The 17961-nt window shown below is 67.2% G+C and carries 18 protein-coding genes; 9 read left to right on the top strand and 9 right to left on the bottom strand.

Features of this window, described 5'->3' with window-relative positions; translation table 11 throughout:
- Positions 1-14 precede the first annotated feature (14 nt).
- On the bottom strand, positions 15-791 hold the full coding sequence (locus DI041_RS09445; protein WP_046987900.1) for a lytic transglycosylase domain-containing protein: 777 nt from the start codon (positions 789-791) through the stop codon (positions 15-17).
- A gap of 318 nt (positions 792-1109) precedes the next feature.
- Positions 1110-2483, bottom strand: a complete 1374-nt coding sequence (cycA, locus tag DI041_RS09440) for a D-serine/D-alanine/glycine transporter (RefSeq protein WP_136639950.1) — start codon at positions 2481-2483, stop codon at positions 1110-1112.
- Positions 2484-2712: 229 nt separating this feature from the next.
- Here cycA and DI041_RS09435 point away from each other — a divergent pair, with 229 nt between their 5' ends.
- Entirely contained in the window at positions 2713-4329 is a 1617-nt protein-coding gene (locus DI041_RS09435; protein WP_136639949.1) for an EAL domain-containing protein, read from the top strand.
- 314 nt (positions 4330-4643) lie between these two features.
- Here the strand turns inward: DI041_RS09435 and DI041_RS09430 are convergent, their stop codons facing one another.
- Together DI041_RS09430 and DI041_RS09425 are read right to left on the bottom strand one after the other, a co-directional pair.
- The gene (locus DI041_RS09430) at positions 4644-5828 is read right to left on the bottom strand and encodes an MFS transporter (RefSeq protein ID WP_046984495.1); all 1185 of its coding nucleotides are present in this window, start codon (positions 5826-5828) and stop codon (positions 4644-4646) included.
- Positions 5825-7003, bottom strand: coding sequence for a serine hydrolase domain-containing protein (locus DI041_RS09425; RefSeq protein WP_136639948.1), 1179 nt, complete (start codon positions 7001-7003; stop codon positions 5825-5827). Before DI041_RS09425 ends, DI041_RS09430 begins: the two co-directional genes overlap by 4 nt.
- A 228-nt stretch (positions 7004-7231) precedes the next feature.
- On the opposite strand from DI041_RS09425, the gene DI041_RS09420 reads away from it, so the two are divergent.
- Complete coding sequence (locus DI041_RS09420; protein ID WP_046984493.1) at positions 7232-8131, top strand: LysR family transcriptional regulator; 900 nt, start codon at positions 7232-7234, stop codon at positions 8129-8131.
- Between the two features lie 239 nt (positions 8132-8370).
- Positions 8371-9978, top strand: a complete 1608-nt coding sequence (locus DI041_RS09415; RefSeq protein WP_136639947.1) for an ABC-F family ATP-binding cassette domain-containing protein — start codon at positions 8371-8373, stop codon at positions 9976-9978.
- Positions 9979-10082: 104 nt separating this feature from the next.
- Here the strand turns inward: DI041_RS09415 and DI041_RS09410 are convergent, their stop codons facing one another.
- Positions 10083-11408 carry a GTP-binding protein gene (locus DI041_RS09410; RefSeq protein WP_046984491.1) on the bottom strand — a complete coding sequence of 442 codons (1326 nt, stop codon included), beginning with the start codon at positions 11406-11408 and terminating at the stop codon, positions 10083-10085.
- Positions 11409-11477: 69 nt separating this feature from the next.
- Between DI041_RS09410 and DI041_RS09405 the strand changes: the two genes are divergently transcribed.
- Entirely contained in the window at positions 11478-11849 is a 372-nt protein-coding gene (locus DI041_RS09405) for a MerC domain-containing protein (RefSeq protein ID WP_046984490.1), read from the top strand.
- 28 nt (positions 11850-11877) lie between these two features.
- Here DI041_RS09405 and DI041_RS09400 read toward each other — a convergent pair whose 3' ends face one another.
- Positions 11878-12162, bottom strand: coding sequence for a metal/formaldehyde-sensitive transcriptional repressor (locus DI041_RS09400; RefSeq protein ID WP_136639946.1), 285 nt, complete (start codon positions 12160-12162; stop codon positions 11878-11880).
- A 48-nt stretch (positions 12163-12210) separates the two neighbouring features.
- Between DI041_RS09400 and dmeF the strand changes: the two genes are divergently transcribed.
- Positions 12211-13185, top strand: a complete 975-nt coding sequence (dmeF, locus tag DI041_RS09395) for a CDF family Co(II)/Ni(II) efflux transporter DmeF (RefSeq protein WP_136639945.1) — start codon at positions 12211-12213, stop codon at positions 13183-13185.
- A gap of 88 nt (positions 13186-13273) precedes the next feature.
- Here the strand turns inward: dmeF and DI041_RS09390 are convergent, their stop codons facing one another.
- On the bottom strand, positions 13274-13549 hold the full coding sequence (locus DI041_RS09390) for a hypothetical protein (protein WP_136639944.1): 276 nt from the start codon (positions 13547-13549) through the stop codon (positions 13274-13276).
- 90 nt (positions 13550-13639) lie between these two features.
- Between DI041_RS09390 and DI041_RS09385 the strand changes: the two genes are divergently transcribed.
- From DI041_RS09385 to DI041_RS09375, 3 genes are all read left to right on the top strand, one after another.
- A complete protein-coding gene (locus DI041_RS09385; protein WP_136639943.1) occupies positions 13640-14056 on the top strand; it encodes a hypothetical protein in 417 nt (138 codons plus the stop codon).
- Positions 14057-14125: 69 nt separating this feature from the next.
- The gene (locus DI041_RS09380; RefSeq protein WP_046984485.1) at positions 14126-14506 is read left to right on the top strand and encodes a hypothetical protein; all 381 of its coding nucleotides are present in this window, start codon (positions 14126-14128) and stop codon (positions 14504-14506) included.
- Entirely contained in the window at positions 14487-15413 is a 927-nt protein-coding gene (locus DI041_RS09375; protein ID WP_440862129.1) for a class I SAM-dependent methyltransferase, read from the top strand. The genes DI041_RS09380 and DI041_RS09375 overlap by 20 nt, the downstream gene beginning before the upstream one ends.
- A gap of 3 nt (positions 15414-15416) precedes the next feature.
- Here the strand turns inward: DI041_RS09375 and DI041_RS09370 are convergent, their stop codons facing one another.
- On the bottom strand, positions 15417-16385 hold the full coding sequence (locus DI041_RS09370) for a polysaccharide deacetylase family protein (protein ID WP_136639560.1): 969 nt from the start codon (positions 16383-16385) through the stop codon (positions 15417-15419).
- 70 nt (positions 16386-16455) lie between these two features.
- Entirely contained in the window at positions 16456-17115 is a 660-nt protein-coding gene (locus DI041_RS09365; protein WP_136639559.1) for a hypothetical protein, read from the bottom strand.
- Positions 17116-17248: 133 nt separating this feature from the next.
- On the opposite strand from DI041_RS09365, the gene DI041_RS09360 reads away from it, so the two are divergent.
- Complete coding sequence (locus tag DI041_RS09360) at positions 17249-17929, top strand: hypothetical protein (RefSeq protein ID WP_136639558.1); 681 nt, start codon at positions 17249-17251, stop codon at positions 17927-17929.
- Positions 17930-17961: the final 32 nt, after the last annotated feature.

Genomic DNA, 17961 nt, shown 5'->3' with positions numbered 1-17961 from the left:
CCAGCACCGCCAGCCTATCGCGCGGGCACTTCGGTACGGATGCCCATCGCTTCGCGGTAGCGCGCATACAGGGCCATCACCTTGTCCACGTAGGCCAGGGTCTCGGCATAGGGCGGCACGCCCTTGTAGCGGGTGACCGCTCCGATGCCGGCGTTGTAGGCGGCGGCGGCCAGTGGCCGATCACCGTTGTAGCGGCGCAGCAGCGCGCGCATGTAGCGGGCGCCGCCATCGATCGACTGCTGCGGCGAGAACGGATCGCTCACCCCGTACTCCTGCGCGGTATCCGGCATCAGCTGCATCACGCCCTGTGCGCCCTTGGTCGAGACCGCCAGCGCGTCGAAATTGCTTTCGGCGTGGGCGATCGCGCGCAACCATGCGTCATCCACGCCGGTGGCCTTGGCAGCGGCCTTGAACTGCTTGGCATGCTGCGCGAGCTGCGGCTTGCCGACCTTGCCCAGGCCTTCGTGCGCGGGCTCGCCCGGCGGCGTGGCCACGGTGAACTTCAGGAACACCCGCGAACCGGGCAGGTTGCGGGTGGAATAGACCAGCGCGCCGTCCTGCTCGCGTTCGTACAGCACGCCACTGAACACGCCCATGTTGCCCCACAGATTCGGGGCTTGGACGGCGTTGTCGTCGATCTCCTTCGGCGTGCAGCGCGAGCCGGGTTCGGGAGCGGTGGCCAGGCTGACCGTATTGCCCTGCACGCAGCGGTAGACCGTGCGCGCGGCGGCCAGCCCGGGCCACAGGCTGGGCAGCAGCAACAGCGCGAGCAGGAAGGGGTGGCGGGACATGGCGGCCGGATGATCCGGCCGCGCCCGCTAACACCAAGTGAATGGGGGATTTGGCAGGGCTGCGCCCTGCACCTGCAGAGGCCAGATCACACGCAACGGCAATGGCCGACCTCCTGCGGGGAGGCGGGGTGGGTCCGCTGGCGAGAGACGCCGTAAACCCATCCCTGGGGGCTTGGCCGCGGCATCCATGCCGCGGAGACTCCCGCCAGCGGACCCACCCCGCCTTCGATAGTTCCCTGCGGCTGACAGTAGATCCACGCCATGCGTGGATGAAGCGTCTGGAGACGATGGATCAATCGATGGAACGAAGACGTTGGATCACTTCGCGGTCCTCCGACGCACCCAGTACCCCACGCCCAGCAGCACGAACCACGCCGGGCTGGCGATCAGGGCCTGGCGGGTGTCGGCCTGCAGGCTCAGCAGTACCAGCACGCCAGCAAAGAACACCAGGCAGGCCCAGCACATCGCAACGCCACCGGGCATCTTGAAGATCGAGGCGGCGTGGCGCTCCGGGTAGCGGCGACGGTAGACCATGTAGGCCACCAGGATCAGCGACCAGACGAAGATGAAGAGCACCGTCGCCAGCGTGGTGACCAGGGTGAAGGCGGTCACCAGGTTGGGGATCAGGTAGATCAGCAACGTGCCGCCGAGCAGGCACAGGCAGGAGAACAGCAGGCCGCGTGCCGGCACTGCGGCGCGCGAGAGCTTCGACAACCCGCGCGGCGCGTGGCCTTCCTCGGCCAGGCCGTACAGCATGCGGCTGGTGGAGAAGATGCCGCTGTTGGCCGAAGACGTGGCCGAGGTCAGCACCACGAAGTTGATCAGGCTGGCCGCGGCGGGGATGCCGGCCAGCACGAACAGCTGCACGAACGGGCTCTTGTCCGGCACCACCTGGCGCCACGGGGTGACCGCCATGATCGCGATCAGCGCCAGCACGTAGAAGATGATGATGCGCACCGGGATCGAGTTGATCGCCTTGGGCAGATTGCGCTCGGGGTTGGCGGTCTCGGCGGCGGTGGTGCCGACCAGCTCGATGCCGACGAAGGCGAACACCGCGATCTGGAAACCAGCAAAGAAGCCGACCAGGCCCATCGGGAACATGCCGCCGTCATTCCACAGGTTGGACAGCGCGGCGGTATGGCCGCTGGGCGAAGTGAAGCCCCACGCCACCAGGCCCGCACCGGTGATGATCAGCGCACAGATCGCCACGATCTTGATCAGCGCGAACCAGAATTCCATTTCGCCGAACAGCTTCACCGTCACCAGGTTCAGTGCCAGCAACAGCATCACGCAGGCCAGTGCCGGTATCCAGGCCTCCAGTCCCGGGAACCAGAACTGTGCATAGGCAGCAATGGCGATCACATCGGCGATGGCGGTGACGATCCAGCAGAACCAGTAGGTCCATCCGCAGAAGAAGCCGGCCCAGGGACCTAGCAGGTCGGTGGAAAAGTCGATGAAGGATTTGTACTGCAGGTTGGACAGCAGCAGCTCGCCCATCGCGCGCATCACGAAGAACAGCATCGCGCCGATGATCAGGTAGACGAAGACGATGGACGGGCCGGCCAGGCTGATGGTCTTGCCCGAGCCCATGAACAGGCCGGTGCCGATGGCACCGCCGATGGCGATCAGCTGCAGGTGGCGGTTGGACAGGCTGCGGCGCAGGTGCTCGGGGGGCGTTGCGGGCTCGGTCATGGGCGTGGACTGGGGCGGGCGAAGCGTTCGACGTTAGTCCTCCCCGGCCAGGAGCGCCAGCGCCAGATGGCCCGATTACGTCAATGGCGGTCGCTTTCACCACATTGTGACCGAATACCGGATTCGTCCCATTCCGCCCGGCCCGGCGCCATGCTCAGATAGCCGCACCTGCCCAAGGACCGGCCCTGACCATGCGCCCTGACCTGCCTGCCCCGCCGGAGCTCCAGCCATGAGCCGCCTGCGCATCATCATTGGTGGCACCGCGCTGGCGCTGCTGGCCGCGGCTGTGCCGATCGCGGTGATGGCCTATGCCACCTGGGACCGTGCGGTCAGTGTCGAGCAGCAGCGCCTGCGCGACATCGCCGGCCGCGCCCTGCGCCGTTCCGACCAGTCCTACCATGACGCGCTGGCCGCGCTGAAGTCGGCGGAGGCAGGCGTCCACGTGCCGTGCAGCCCGGACCATATCCGGCGCATGCAGACCCTGGTGATGACCACGCCGTCGATCGACCAGATGGGCTATTTCGAAGGCGGCACGCTGCGCTGCACGTCGTGGGGCCCGTTCCTGGCCGATGTGAAGCAGCCCAAGGCCGATCATGTGACCAGCGAAGGGGCCGGCATCGCGGTGGACGTGCGCCCCGAAACCAGCGGGCGCCGCCAGGTGCTGTCGATCCTGTACGGCGCCTACGACGTGCTGGTCGACCCGCGCCGTTTCGTCGATGTCATCGCCGACCCCAACGTGCGCCTGGCCCTGGCCAGCCCGGACGGCCGCCTGCTGGCCAAGCAGGACGGCATGGATCCGGCGCTGCTGGAGACCCTGCTGCGCAACCCGGGCGAAGGGCTTGACCGCAACACCCTCTACGCCACCGCCCGCAATGGCGAATGGCTGGCGATCGCCACCACGCCACGCACGGCACTGGCCGCCACCTTCCGCCAGCAGGCATGGCTGTACGTGCCGCTCGGGTTGCTGATGGCTGCCGTGGGTGCCGGCCTGGTGATCTGGCTGTCGCGCCGCCGGCTGTCGCTGCGCGGCGAACTGGCCACCGCGATCCGCCGCCGCGAGCTGTACCTGCACTACCAGCCGATCATCGAACTGGATACCGGCATCTGCGTGGGCGCCGAAGCATTGATTCGATGGCAGCGTCAGGATGGCACCCAGGTCCGCCCCGACCTGTTCATTCCCCTGGCCGAAGAGACCGGCATGATCGGCGCGATCACCGATCTAGTGATCGAGAACGTGGTGCGCGACATGCGCGAGCTGCTGGTGGCCGACCGCAGCGCGCACATCGCGATCAATCTCGCCGCCGAGGACATCAGCAGTGGGCGTGCATTGAAGTTGATCGCCAAGCACATGGCCGGCAGCGGCATCCTGCCGCAGCAGATCTGGATGGAAGCGACCGAGCACGGCTTCCTCGACCTGGACCGCGCACGCACGATGCTGGCGCAGGCACGCCGGGCCGGCCACAGCGTGGCGATCGATGACTTCGGCGTGGGCTTTTCCAGCCTGCAGTACCTGGAGCAGCTGCCACTGGATGCACTGAAGATCGACAAGTCGTTCATCGATGCGATCGGCACCGAGAGTGCGACCAGTCCGGTCACGCCGCACATCATCGACATGGCCAAGGAGCTGGGCCTGTGGGTGGTCGCCGAGGGCGTGGAGACCGAGGCACAGTTGGCGTATCTGCATACCCGGAAGGTCGAGTTCGCGCAGGGTTGGCTGTTCTCGCGGCCGCTGCCACGGGATGAGTTCGTGGTGTTCCATCAGAAGCGGCAGCAGCGCTATGGCGCGGCGCGGGAGCACATGCAGAACCCGCGGAGTGTGCCGATCGAGCGTGAGAGGATCGAGTAAGGCGGCCAACGGCGGAGCCCCTCGTGGTGGGTCGCGTACGGCTATCCCGGGGTTGGCCGGGACGGTCGGGTTCGCGGGGGACGCCGTAAACCCGTCCATGGGGGCTTGGCCGCGGCATCCATGCCGCAGACACCCCCGCGAACCCGACCGCCCCGGCCTCTGACAGGTTCCGGCGGCGTCCCACCACGGAATCAACAGAAGAAAGCAAAAGCAAACGCGGGTCGCTGCGCTCGGTGGATCCACGCGATGCGTGGATGACGTGGACCACGGTAGTCCCGGCCGCTGGCCGGTACCGCGTCATCGCTGATCAACAGCTACGCCCAGGCCTTCGGCCGTGCCAGCAGCCACGCCACGGTCACCGCCAGCAATAGCAACGGCAGCCAGCCCAGCTGGCTCGGGCCGCTGGCCTGCAACAGCACGCCGCCGGCGACGCCACCGCCGGCAATCGCCAGGTTCCAGCCGGTAACCAACATCGACTGCGCCAGATCCGCGGCAGCACCCGCGCGACGTGCCAGTGCGGTCTGGAACAGGGTTGGCACGGCGCCGAACGCCACGCCCCACAGGATCGTCGCCAGCAGCAGCGCCGTTGCCTGTCCCGGCCATAGCAGCAGGGCCAGCACCGGCAGCAGGAAGCCGATCACCGCCGCCCACACCAGCGCACGCAAGTGGCGATCCACGCCCCAACCGGCAATGCCGATACCGACGATGGCAGCCACACCGAAGGCCAGCAGCAGGCGGTCCAGCCATGGACCGGCACCGGCGTCCACCGCCAGCGGTTCGATGTAGGTGTACAGCACGTTGTGCGCCAGCACGTACAGCACCATCACCGCCAGCGCGCTGCGTACGCCGGGCATGCGCCACACCGTGCCCAGTGACATGCGCTGGCCGGCACCGGCAGACGGCAACGCCGGCAGTGTCCAGCGCGCGTACGCCAGCAGCCCGACACCCAGCACGCTCATCAACGCGAACGCCCAGCGCCAGCCGATCTGCTGGCCCAGCAACGTGCCCGCCGGTACGCCCAGCGACAGCGCCAGCGGTGAACCGACCATCGCCACTGCAATCGCGCGGCCCTGCAGTGACGGCACCACCATGCGAGCGGCGTAGCCGGCCACCAGCGACCACAGCAGGCCACCACAGACGCCAGCAAGGAAGCGCGCGGCGAGGATCAGCGGATAGCTGCTGCTCACGGCGGTCAGCGTGTTGACCACCACGAAGCCGGCAATGGCGGCCAGCAACAAGGGGCGTCGTGGCAGGCGCTGGGTCAACGCGGTCATCGGCAGTGCGGCCATCACCGATCCCAGCGCATACACGCTGACCAGCTGGCCCACCGCGGCATCACTCACACCCAGGCTCTCGCCCATTGGCCGCAATACACCGGCGGGCAGGGTCTCGGTCAGCAGGGTGATGAAGCCGCCACCCGCAAGCGCCAGCAGGCCGGCCCACGGCAGGCGTGTAGCTTCGCCGGCAGGACTCGCCGCATCAATGGCATGGCCGCTCATCGCGCAGCCTCCAGATCGGCATAGACGGCGTCACGCAGTTCATCGACGAAGGCGCCATCCATACCTTCGTACAGGGTGTTGGTCAGCGCCACCACGCTCAGTCCGCGCGCGGGATCAACGAACCAGCTGTGGCCGTAGGCACCGCCCCAGCGCCAGCTGCCTTCGCTTTGTGGCGTGCCACTGGCGGCGGCATCGCGCAGCACCGCAAATCCCAGCCCGAAGCCCCAGCCGGCCGGCTCCGGCGGCCCCTGCTCGCCCACCTGCGGAGTGGCCATCTCCGCCACCAGCGCGGGCGGCAACAGATTCGAGGCCTGTACGTCGCGCAGTGCTTCCAGCACCGCCATCACCTCGTCGGCGCTGCCAATCAGTCCAGCACCGGCCGAGGGGTAACGACTGGCATCGGTAGCACGGGCGAGGCTGTACTCGATGCCGACCGTACCTTCGAAGGGTGCGACCACCTCGCCTTCCTGCAGGCGATGCGGCTGCGGTGCGTCACTCACATACGGCGTGGCCAGCCGCGCCACGTCGGTGGTCGCGAATGCGGTGTCGGCCAGCCCCAGTGGCGCGGCCAGCAGCCGCGCATGCAGGGATTGCAGGGTTTCACCGGTCGCGGCTTCAGCCACGGCGCCAGCGACGTCCACGCCCAACGAGTACAGCCATTGGCTGCCTGGTGCGAACAGCAGCGGCGCCTGCGCGATGCGATGCACGTTGTCGGCCAACGTCAGCGGATTCGCATCCATGCCATCGCTGACGCCGGCCCGTGCGTACGGGCCATCCGCATCGGCTTCGAGGAAGCGGTAACCCAGCCCGCTGCTGTGGCTGAGCAGTTGGCGCAGGCTGATCGGCGGCGTGCTGCCATCGGCCAGCGCCGGACGGAAGTCCGGCAGCCAACGCTGTACCGGCGCGTCCAGGTCCAGCACACCTTCGGCCACCAGGCGCAGGATCACCGTGGTCAGCAGCGGCTTGCTCACCGATGCCAGCCGGAACAGCTGGTCGCGGCGCATCACCGTGGCCGACTCGCGATCAGCCAGGCCGGTGGCGCTGGCATGACGCAGCACGCCGTGCTCGCGCACCAGCACCACCGCGCCGACCAGGCGTAGTGGGTGGACCTGCTGCAGCAACCGCTGTACCGACGGCAGGGCCGGCGCGCGGTAAAGGGAAAGGGCAGCGTTCATCGCGGTGATCCGTGGGGAGAGGCCGCCACGTTAGGCAGCACGCCCCCGTGCAAAAAGCCGGTTGCCGCTCCGGGCATCATGGACCGTGCAGTCCGCAATCGGCATGATGGCCGGAACTGCAAGGCCGCAACGGTCGCCGCGCCGCCCCGCACCACAGTGTTGCGGTGGCGGTGCCTTCCCACGTGATCGCAGCCACCTACCCTGCCGCTTTCATTCCCCCACACGCCCATGTCAGTCCTGGACAACCTCGCCAATCTGCAGACTTTCGTGCATGCCGCCGACACCCGCAGCTTCGTCGAGACCGGACGCCTGCAGGGCATTTCGGCCTCGGCCGCCGGCAAGTGCGTTGCGCGGTTGGAGCACGCACTGGGCGTGCGCCTGTTCCACCGCAGCACGCGCAGCATCACCCTCACCGCCGAGGGCCAGCTGTTCCTGGCGCGCTGCCGGCGCATCCTCGACGAGCGCGATGCCGCGCGCACCGAACTGGCGCAGCCGCATGCCGCACCGAGCGGCACGCTGCGCATCGGCCTGCCGCTGGTGGGTGATCTCACCCTGCCGCTGATGGCCGAGTTCATGGCCGCCTACCCGGACATCCGTCTGGACCTGGATTTCAGCGACCGGCTGGTCGATGTCATCGAGGAAGGCTTCGACGCCGTGCTGCGCGTCGGCGAACCCAGCGACTCACGCATGAACGCCCGACGCCTTGGCGTGTTCCCGCGCCGCATCGTTGCCTCGCCGGCGTACCTGCAGCGCCGCGGCGTTCCGCGTGCGCCGGCCGACCTGCTCCAACACACCCTGCTGCACTACCGCTTCCCCAGCACCGGCAAGCTGGAGCTGTGGCCGATCCAGTGGCCCGGCAATGAAGCCCCGCAGGAACTGCCCGTGCACATGGTGGCCAACACCATCGAAGCGCGCGTGGCGCTGGCACTGCGCGATATCGGACTGGCCTTCGTTCCAGTGCACTCGGTGCGCGATGCGCTGGCCGATGGTCGCCTGGTCACCGTGCTGGACGAGCATGTGCATTCCTGCGGCATCTTCCACCTGTTGTGGCCCTCCGGCCGCCATGTGCTGCCGAAGCTGCGGGTGTTCATCGATTTCGTCAGCGAACGCCTGGAAACCGTGCCGTAGGCCGGTAGATCCGCGCTCGATGGCCGTGCCACGTAGAGTCGAGCTTGCTCGACTGCTCCTCAAAAGCAGTCGAGCAGCTCGGCTCTACAATTCGCATGCCCTGCGGGCGGTATAATCTCCCCTCACTCCTCCCAGAGGCTCGCGACCAATGCGCCATTGATGCCGCCGTCTTCGCAACAGACGGCCTGACTCTTCCCGCCCCTGCGCGCAGGGGAGAACCCGGCATCCATGGAGGTCGCATGACCCCGCATTCCCTCACGCTCGATCGCGTGTCGTATCGATTGGCCGACGGCCGCCCGCTGTTTTCCGATCTGACGTTTTCCTTCGAACCGGTTGCTACCGGCCTGGTCGGTGCCAATGGCGCCGGCAAGAGCGTGCTCGCACGCCTGCTGGCCGGACGGCTATCGCCCGACAGTGGCCAGGTGCGTGGCAGCGGCCGCGTGTTCCTGTTGCCCACACCGGGCTATCCACCAGCCGGCACCGTGGGTGAGTTGGCCGGTGTGGGTGAAGCGCTGTCCGCGCTCGCACGCATCGAAGCCGGCAGCGTCAACGAGGCCGACTTCGCCTGCGTTGGCGACCGTTGGGACCTGCGCGAACGCCTGCAGCAACAATGGCAGGCGCTGGGCTTGCCCGATGATCTCGATCACGCCCACCCTGCTGCGCGCCTCAGCGGCGGCCAGGCGATGCAGGTGGCACTGTCCGGCGCGTGGGCCAGCGATGCCGACTGGTTGATCCTGGACGAACCCAGCAACCACCTCGATGCCCGTCATCGCCAGCAACTGTACGAGCAGTTGCAGCAATGGCGCGGCGGCCTGCTGGCGATCAGCCATGATCGCGAGCTGCTGGGCCGCATGCAGCAGATTGTCGAACTCGATGGGCGTGGCCTACATCGCTATGGCGGCGCGTGGCAGCACTATGCCGAAGTGCGCGCCGCCGAACGCGAAGCCGCCGCCGCCCAGCTCGACCATGCGCGCGCCCAGCACCGACAGCAGCAACGCAGCGCGCGCGAGCAGAACGAACGCCAGCAGCAACGTCAGGCACGTGGCAATCGCGAAGCAAAGCAGGCCAACCAGGCACCGATCCTGCTCGGCCGCCAGAAGCAGCGTGCCGAAGCCAGTCACGGGCGCGCGCAGCAGGTGCAGGCCGAGCGCCTGCAGGCCAGTGCAGAGCAGCTGCGTGCAGCGGCATCCGCGGTTCATGCGGCACCGGAGCTGGCGCTGTTTGCCGGTGCGGGGGAACGTGGCAGCACGCGCCTGCTGCAGGCCGAGGCCTTGGTGCTGCCGCATGGCTGCAGTGCCCCGTTGCAGCTGGAGATCCGTCGCGGCCAGCGCATCGCCGTGGTCGGTGACAACGGCAGTGGCAAATCCACCCTGCTGCGTGTGCTGGCCGGCCAGCTGCGAGCGCGCGATGGCACGGTGCAACGCCACGCGCCACTGGCGCTGCTCGACCAGCAACTGCTGGGATTGTCCGGCGAGCACAGCATCCTCGATAGCGTACAGGCCGCCAATCCGGGTGCGGACCCGGGCGAACTGCGCACTCGGCTCGCACTGCTGGGTCTGGACGCACAGCGCATCCAGCGCCCCGCCAGCAGCCTCAGCGATGGCGAACGGGTGAAAGGCGCACTGGCCAGCGTGTTGTACGCCGATCCCGCGCCGCAGCTGTTGCTGCTGGACGAGCCCGGCAATGCACTGGACCTAAGCGCATTGCAGGCACTGGAAGAACTGCTGGCGGCATGGCCGGGTGCCTTGATGATGGTCAGCCACGACCTGCATCTGCTGCAGGCATTGCGGCCGACGCAGGTATTGCAGGTCACCGCCAACAGCTGGCAATGGCGCGACAGTCTGTAGAGTCGAGCCATGCTCGACTCCGCCATGCATCCATCCACGCATGACGTATCGACCTGGGGTAGTGCCGGCCGCTGGCCGGCAACCCATGGATCATCAATGCACCGTCAACGCTTCCACACAGGGAACGCCTGCGGCAACTGGTGCCACAACAATGGCCCCGCACGCAGCTCCTGGTCGTTGAGAAGGCACGCATCCAGCTCCGCACGCACCGCGCGCTCGTCCATGTGCACACCAATCACCACCAGCTCCTGGCGGCGATCACCCCACAATGGGTGCCACAGCCGCTGCATCGCCGTGTGCGCGGCCGAATCCGGGAATTCCTCAAGCCCCGGCAGCGGCGCGCTCCAGCAATCGGCCTGCTGCCGCGCCCATCCCAGGTCGCTGTAAGGCAACGGCGTCGGCGGCAACAACGGTGTGGTGTCTTCCAGCCCAGCCCGCACGCGGTCGCGCGCGGCATACCAGAAGCCCGCCGCCTGCGTGCGCGTCGCCGCGCCCACGGTGTTCAGTTCACCTACCCAATCCATGCGGTTGGCCAGCCAGAACCAGCCCTTGCTGCGGATCACGCCGGGCATACCCGACTGCAGCGCGCGGGCGAATCGCGCGGGGTGGAACGGACGACGCGAGCGGTAGACGAAGCTGCCAATGCCGTATTCCTCGGTCTCCGGCGTGTGCTCACCACGCAACTCCTTCACCCAACCCGGCGCGCGTTGCGCACGCTCCATGTCGAAGCGGCCGGTATCCAGCAGTTCGGTCAACGGCACGTCGCCGAAGCTCGACAGCAGCAGCTTGGCGTCGCGGTTCAAGCCACGCAGTACTGCCAGCGTGTCCTGCAGCACCTCGTCGTCCACCTGGTCGACCTTGCTGACCACGATCACGTCGGCGAACTCGACCTGCTCGCACAGCAGGTCGACCACACCTCGGTCGTCATCCGGCCCGGCCTGCTGGCCACGCTCGGCCAGCCGCAGGGTCGAACCGAAGTCGGCAAGGAATGCGCTGCCGTCGACCACCGTCACCATCGTGTCCAGCCGCGCGATGTCACTCAGGCTGAACCCGTGCTCGTCGCGCACCGCGAACGTGGCCGCCACCGGCATCGGCTCGCCGATCCCGGTCGATTCGATCAGCAGGTAGTCATAGCGGCCGGCATCGGCCAGGCGCCGCACTTCCTGCAGCAGGTCATCGCGCAGCGTGCAGCAGATGCAGCCGTTGCTGAATTCCACCAGTGTCTCTTCAGTGCGGCGCAGCTCGGCGCCACCTTCGCGCACCAGCTGCGCATCGATGTTGACCTCGCTCATGTCGTTGACGATGACCGCCACGCGCAGGCCCTCGCGGTTGCGCAGGATCTGGTTGAGCAGGGTGGTCTTGCCGGCCCCCAGGAAGCCGGACAGCACGGTGACCGGAAGGCGACGGTCGGCGCGGGAAACAGTGTTCATGTCGGAGCGGGTTGGCTGCGGAACGGAAATGTTACTGTATAACAATTGTCGCGCAAGGAACCTCCCCCGATGAAGTCGCCTTCTGCCGCCCTGCTTGATGCCGGCGCGGTCGCCCTGTCCAGCCTGTGCCTGCTGCATTGCCTGGCGCTGCCCCTGCTTGCCGCCGCGCTGCCGCTGTTCGGCACCTGGGCCGAAGCGGAATGGGTGCACCTGCTGTTCGTGGCCATCGCCCTGCCGCTGACCGGCTACGCGCTGTGGCGGGCCGAGCGCCGTCACCCGCTGCCGGTACTGGCCTGGGCCACCGCCGGCGTGGGTCTAGGCCTGCTGCTGGCCGGCGCGCTCGCGCTGCCAACGCATGCCTGGGAAACACCGATGACCGTCACCGGCAGCCTGCTGCTGGCCGCCACCCATATCTGGAACGCGCGGCACCGGCACGGGTAGTGCCGGCCGCTGGCCGGCACTACCCCTGCTATTTGCCGTAGCGGCGCAGCAGTTCCACCAGCACTTCGGCCTCGTCCGCCCGCTTCTGCGGGTCGTCGGCACCCACTACGTGTTCCTGCAGGTGCTCGTGCAGCAGCTCCATCAGCAGGCTGTGGGCTGCACCGCGCACGGCGGCGACCTGCACCAGCACGTCCGCGCAGTCACCCGCTTCCCCCTCGGGGGTGTCCAGCGCCTGCTCCAACGCCGCCACCTGACCCGCGATACGGCGTACCCGTGTCAGCAGCTGCTTTCGATTCTTGTGTACATGGGCCATGGCGGGATCATATACCCTATGGGGGTATCCACTCCAGCTCCCACCGCCATGCAATTGGACGCCCTCGCCGCCGCCCGCCGCCACGAACACCGCTTCGACGATGGCAACCCGCTGGCCGAACGCAATACCCGCCGCGCCCTGTGGCTCACCGTCGCCATGATGCTGGTAGAGATCGTCGGCGGCTGGTGGTTCAACTCCATGGCCGTGCTCGCCGACGGCTGGCACATGAGTTCGCACGCGCTGGCGCTGGGCCTCTCGGTGTTCGCCTACCGCTGTGCGCGGCGCTACGCACACGATCCGCGCTTCGCCTTCGGCACCTGGAAGATCGAGATCCTGGCCGGCTACACCAGCGCCATCGCCCTGCTTGGCGTCGCCGCATTGATGGCCGTGCAATCGCTGGAACGGCTGTGGGTGCCCGCCCCCATCCACTACAACGAAGCCATCGCCATCGCTGCGGTGGGCCTGGGCGTGAACCTGCTCTGCGCATGGTGGCTGCACAACAGCCCGGGCCACGCGCATCATCACCACGGGCATGACCATGGCCATCATCACGGGCATGACCACGAACACCACGATCACGGCCATGCACACGGTCACGACCTCAACCTGCGCTCGGCCTACGTGCACGTGCTGGCCGACGCCGCCACCTCGGTACTGGCCATCGTCGCCCTGCTCGGCGGCAAGCTGCTCGGCCTGACCTGGCTGGACCCGGTGATGGGCCTGGTCGGCGCCGTGCTGGTTACTGTCTGGGCGATCGGCCTGCTGCGTGACAGTGGTCGTATCCTGCTCGACGCGCAGATGGATGCACCGGTGGTGGCCGAAGTCCGCCAAGTGATCGAACAGGGTCCGTGGCCGGCACGTCTAGCGGACCTGCACGTCTGGCAAGTGGGTCGCGGCAAGTACGCGGTCAGCGCCAGCGTGGTCACCAGCGACGTCAGTCTGGATGCCGATACCGTGCGCAACGCGCTGGCGATTCATGAGGAGCTGGTGCACGTGACGGTGGAGATTCACCGCAGCGCATGATCCACGCCGGGTAGTGCCGGTCGCTGGCCGGCAACCTCATGAACGACGGATGCACCCGGTTGGTGCCGGCCAGCGGCCGGCACTACCGCTAGAGCTTCAACATCATCCGCAGCAGGTACATCAGCAGCGGCAGCGCGCTCAGCACCACGCCGGCAATGCCGATCCACGGCCAGCGCTCACCGCGCACGCGCGAAGCTACTGCCAAGCCACCGCCCACCAGTGCCGCGCCCAGCACGCCCACGCCCAGCCCCGCCGCCAGGCTGTTGTCTCCCGCCGCCTGCGCCGCCAACGTGCCCGCGCCCCAGCCCACCACGATCCCCAGCCAACTGGCCACGCCGCACCACGGTGCCTTGCCCTGCGCCATCCGAAAACCCCTTTGCGCTTGCCGAATTTCTGTACGGACCGTGCCCGTGTGCTGCCTACACTAGCCGCACCTGCCCCGTCGGGACATCCCATGCGCACGCTCCGCCTGCTGCTGCCCGGTGCACTCCTGCTGCTCACTGCCTGTAACGGTGACGCCGGGCTTCCCTTCTCCGCCGACCCACTGCAGGGCTGCTTCGCCACCAGCGCGCGCAAACCGGCCGACTTCCGCATCGAGAAGGAAGGCGGCCAGTACTTCGTCTCCTTCAGCCGCGGCGACCAGTGGCAGCGCGAGCCGAATGCCCTGCACAAGGCCACCCGCAGTGAAATCAGCCGCTACTTCCGCGACGACGCCGAACAGATCGACAGCGCCTTGATCCGCATGGCCGGCGGCTTCGGCATCTTCCACTTCAACAAGGGCGCGACGCTGAAGGGCAAAGCCAGCGACAGTGACTACATGGCGTTGATGCTGATCGGGGCCGGGCCGGTGTATGCAGTGAAGTGCCTGTAAGACGCAATGATTCTGATGGCGGCGCAGGGCACTATGGGTACAACCTGTCTTCTTTGAGGAGCGATGCCAATGCTGCTGTTTCTGCTGCTTGCGGTAAGCGCGCCGAAGACCCAGGGCGCCTATGACGAAGTCCGGCAACTGCCCGATGGCCAGACCCTGATCATGCGCACACTTGACTGGGATCTCGGTGATGGTCGCCATGAGCGCGTTACCGTGCATTGGCTGCTGCAGGAAGACGGCAGCCTGCGCTATGACTTTGATCGGCAGCCACCGGAAACCCAGGAGGTCCATCGTCGGTCGTGCGCGCTGCAGGGCATGCAGCCATCGCGTGGCGTCGGCATGATCTCAGGGGAAGGAGCCACGCACGGCTTCAGCTGTACCAGCGGTAGCGTCGGGCCTACGCTCGACTCCTCCCTGCCTGCATCCACGCATGGCGTGGATCTACTTTGACATCGGCTTGGCTCTACAACAGCTGCGGTACCATGCCCTCCCCCGAACCGCCCCGGTACCCGCCGTGCCCCATTACACCGGCCCCCTGCTGACCCGCGACAGCGCTGACACCCTGCGCCGTGCCCATGACAAGGGCGCTGCCGACTGGCAGGGATCGCTCGACCTGGGCCGGAGCCAGGACACCGTGGCCCTGAACACCGACGGCTTCCACTTCCGTGGCCAGGCCTACCCGTGGCCGGGCAAGCTGAAGGACCGCACGCTGTACTACTGGGACGGCGAGGACTTCGCGCCGATCTCGCGCTACAGCGGTTCGCTGATCAAGCTGGTGCCGACCGAATGGGGCGCACCGACCTTCGAGATCGACGGTATCAAGATGCTGCCCACCTCGAAGCTGTCACCGTTCGAGGACGCGCGCCGCAAGGTGGAGCTGGTCGCCCCGGCCGGGAAGGTCATCCTCGATACCTGCGGTGGCCTGGGCTACTTCGCCGCCTGCGCGCTGGAGGCCGGTGTCGGCCAGATCCGCTCGTTCGAAAAGAACGCCGACGTGATGTGGCTGCGCACGCTCAACCCGTGGTCCCCGGATCCGGATTCGGCTGCCACCGGTGGCCGCCTGCAGTTCAGCCATGGCGATGTCTCACAGCAGATTGAACAGGTGGCCAGCAGCAGCGTCGACGCGATCCTGCACGACCCGCCGCGCTTCGGCATCGCCGGCGAACTGTACTCACAGGTGTTCTACGACCACCTCGCCCGCGTCATCCGCAAAGGCGGGCGCTTGTTCCACTACACCGGCGCGCCGAACAAGCTGACCAGCGGCCGCGACGTGCCGCGTGAAGTGGCCAAACGCCTGGAAAAGGCCGGCTTCAAGGCCGAACTGGCGCTGGACGGTGTGCTGGCCGTCAAGCGCTGAGCCTCACTCCGAATCCACCTTCGCCAGCTTCATCACCCACGTCGGCACCTCGGGTTCACCAGCGTAGAAGTCCTTCGGCTTCTTCTCCGCCATCGCCCAACGGTGCAGCCAGCTCGGTCCGTAGCGACCGCTGTAGCCCTCGGCACCACGCGCGTAAGCAGGATCGCGCATCGCGTCCTCCAGCGAGATGAAGCGGTACCCGCGGCGCTTCGTCGCCGCCACCAGTTCGGCAAACGTGGCTGCATTGAGTTCGTTGGCATGCATCAGCCACACCTGCGGCAGCGCATAGCCCAGCAGCGCCTGCGACTGCTTCTCGTAGTAGTCCAACTTGTTCAGCATGTAGGGCACATAGCCCTTGCGCAGCTGCGCCAGCGTTGCCTCGCGTTCGGGTGAGTCAGGCTGTTCGTTCATCACGTTGGCATAAGCGAACGCCCACACCCACTCACCGTTGTCCACCGTCACCGGCGCCACGCGGTAGCCATGTGCGTTGAAGAACACATCCATCTCCGCGCGTTGTTCCGGCGTGCGCCCGGCACGCAGATAGGGGTGACGCATCCACTGCGGTTTCAGCCCGCGCTCGGCCAGCAACGGCCGCAGCACCGTTTCACCACGCAGGAAGTCCTGCTGGAACGCAGGTACGCCCTTGGCATTCAGATCCATGTGTGAGTACGTGTGGTTGCCCAGCGCGTAGCCGGCGTCCAGCCAGTCGCGCAGCATCTGCACCCGCGCCGGCTGCACCTGCCCGTCGATCTCGAGCTTGTTCTCGTTGACGAAGCCGACCACCGGCACGCCCGCCTGGCGCAGCTGCGCCATCAGCGCTTCATGACGTGCCTGCAGGTCCGGCGGCACGATCTCATCCACCCGTGCCCACGGCAGGTCGTCGATGGTCACCGCAATCCGGCGGTCCACTTCGGCGGCGTGTACCCCCAACGAACACAGCAGCAACGGCACAGCACGCAGCAACCAACGCATCAGCACATCCTTGCAGGAGCGAAGTGCTGACTTTAGCGCGATTGCGGGCGCGTGGTTGGTCACACACCCGCTATGGGCTGGGCGACGGCACCTGACGTTCGCGCACGATCGCCCGCCACAGCATGAATCCTGCAGTCATCGCCATCAGCATCAACGCGACCAGCACCAGGGCAAGGTCATCAGGGTTGCGCAGCAGCGGCGCATGCTCATGGGTGAGGATCTCGAACACCACCTGCTGCGCCTGCGCCAGCGGCAACCTGCCCTGCTCACCCAGCTCAACCATGCACGCCGCAGGAGACAGTGTGGCTACGCTGGTCCATGCCGTGTCGTACAGACGCAGCGCCCAACTGGCCAACGCCAGTATCACGCCATGCAGTGCCATCATTCCCCAGTTGGCCAGGCGCAGTCTCCCCGGCAGGCGCCCGAGCCGATAGAGACTGATCGACATCGCGCCCAGCATGGCCAGTGTCACGCCGGCCAGCGGAATCCAATGCAGCGGCTGCCAAGGCTCAAGCGCCAGCGAACGGGCCATCAACTGCTCCGCCACCTGCATGCGTGCCACCGGATCCGGGCCGCCGCAGGTTTCATCCACCGGCTCCAGCAGCAGATCCACGCGGTAATGGAAGAAGCCGGCTGCCAGCGCCATCGACAGCAGCGCCACCACCTGCAGCACCATCAGGATCGGGCCGGGACCACAGATACGACAGAAGCGGGTAGCAGCAGAGACCATCGGTTCATCCGTGACAACAAAGGATCATCCTAACCAAGCGCCCTGTGCCTGTCGGCTGGCGGATACGACAACCGCCGCGCGGTCCCGGTAGGATGTGGATGAGCATGGATGGTCGTCTGTAGAGGTGTTGTGGATGGTCACGCTGTATCTGTGGGTGCGAACGCTGCTTCCGCTGTTGGCGTTCGTGATCGCGTGGATGCTGCTGTCGCGCCTGATCAAGGCCCGCGCAGCGCGCCTTCCACGGGTTCCGTTGAACCTGCCCGAGCACAGCAGCAGCCCGCGCCGGAAGGACCGGCGCACCTACGCGCGCAAGCTGCGACGCAAACCGGGCCTGCGCACCGCAACTCGCCCGGCCACCGCGCCGCACAGCTGGAACCTCGCGGCAGTGCTCGTTTCGCTCTCCGCATTGATCGCCGCCGTGCTCGTCATGCCGGATGGTGCGCGCTTCCAGGTCATGGTCGAGAGCATCACCGGCTACACGGCCACGATTGCTGAAGTACATGTACCCGCTGCCAGACAGCCTCTCGTGCTGCAGGCGTGGCAGCCAGCACTGGCGCAGCTGTCACGGCCGGTAACGATGCGCTACCCGATCGGACGCACCGGCGGCGAGCATGACGCGCACGCTACGCTGCCGGTACAGGTGAGGCATCAGGGTGATCGGCTGCAGGTGGCTACGGCCGTGCCGGTGGACGCCGAATGGCTGCGTGCTGAGCTTGCGCGCTTGGCTGGGGTACCGGTTGAGGCAATCACCGTCCGTCAGGGCAAGATCTCACCCTGGTGGAAACCCGGCTGGATGCCGCTGGCCGACCTGTAGAGCCGAGCCCATGCTCGGCTGCTGTTGCAGTA

The organism is Stenotrophomonas maltophilia, from assembly GCF_004920835.1.
Lineage (GTDB): Bacteria > Pseudomonadota > Gammaproteobacteria > Xanthomonadales > Xanthomonadaceae > Stenotrophomonas > Stenotrophomonas maltophilia_AQ.
This window is presented reverse-complemented; position numbering and strand designations above follow the sequence as displayed.

Excerpts from the sequence above, each read along its gene's own strand:
- DI041_RS09445 (WP_046987900.1), bottom strand. The coding sequence starts at position 791 with ATGTCCCGCCACCCCTTCCTGCTCGCGCTGTTGCTGCTGCCCAGCCTG.
- cycA (WP_136639950.1), bottom strand. The coding sequence starts at position 2,483 with ATGACCGAGCCCGCAACGCCCCCCGAGCACCTGCGCCGCAGCCTGTCC.
- DI041_RS09435 (WP_136639949.1), top strand. The coding sequence starts at position 2,713 with ATGAGCCGCCTGCGCATCATCATTGGTGGCACCGCGCTGGCGCTGCTG.
- DI041_RS09430 (WP_046984495.1), bottom strand. The coding sequence starts at position 5,828 with ATGAGCGGCCATGCCATTGATGCGGCGAGTCCTGCCGGCGAAGCTACA.
- DI041_RS09425 (WP_136639948.1), bottom strand. The coding sequence starts at position 7,003 with ATGAACGCTGCCCTTTCCCTTTACCGCGCGCCGGCCCTGCCGTCGGTA.
- DI041_RS09420 (WP_046984493.1), top strand. The coding sequence starts at position 7,232 with ATGTCAGTCCTGGACAACCTCGCCAATCTGCAGACTTTCGTGCATGCC.
- DI041_RS09415 (WP_136639947.1), top strand. The coding sequence starts at position 8,371 with ATGACCCCGCATTCCCTCACGCTCGATCGCGTGTCGTATCGATTGGCC.
- DI041_RS09410 (WP_046984491.1), bottom strand. The coding sequence starts at position 11,408 with ATGAACACTGTTTCCCGCGCCGACCGTCGCCTTCCGGTCACCGTGCTG.
- DI041_RS09405 (WP_046984490.1), top strand. The coding sequence starts at position 11,478 with ATGAAGTCGCCTTCTGCCGCCCTGCTTGATGCCGGCGCGGTCGCCCTG.
- DI041_RS09400 (WP_136639946.1), bottom strand. The coding sequence starts at position 12,162 with ATGGCCCATGTACACAAGAATCGAAAGCAGCTGCTGACACGGGTACGC.
- dmeF (WP_136639945.1), top strand. The coding sequence starts at position 12,211 with ATGCAATTGGACGCCCTCGCCGCCGCCCGCCGCCACGAACACCGCTTC.
- DI041_RS09390 (WP_136639944.1), bottom strand. The coding sequence starts at position 13,549 with ATGGCGCAGGGCAAGGCACCGTGGTGCGGCGTGGCCAGTTGGCTGGGG.
- DI041_RS09385 (WP_136639943.1), top strand. The coding sequence starts at position 13,640 with ATGCGCACGCTCCGCCTGCTGCTGCCCGGTGCACTCCTGCTGCTCACT.
- DI041_RS09380 (WP_046984485.1), top strand. The coding sequence starts at position 14,126 with ATGCTGCTGTTTCTGCTGCTTGCGGTAAGCGCGCCGAAGACCCAGGGC.
- DI041_RS09375 (WP_440862129.1), top strand. The coding sequence starts at position 14,487 with ATGGCGTGGATCTACTTTGACATCGGCTTGGCTCTACAACAGCTGCGG.
- DI041_RS09370 (WP_136639560.1), bottom strand. The coding sequence starts at position 16,385 with ATGCGTTGGTTGCTGCGTGCTGTGCCGTTGCTGCTGTGTTCGTTGGGG.
- DI041_RS09365 (WP_136639559.1), bottom strand. The coding sequence starts at position 17,115 with ATGGTCTCTGCTGCTACCCGCTTCTGTCGTATCTGTGGTCCCGGCCCG.
- DI041_RS09360 (WP_136639558.1), top strand. The coding sequence starts at position 17,249 with ATGGTCACGCTGTATCTGTGGGTGCGAACGCTGCTTCCGCTGTTGGCG.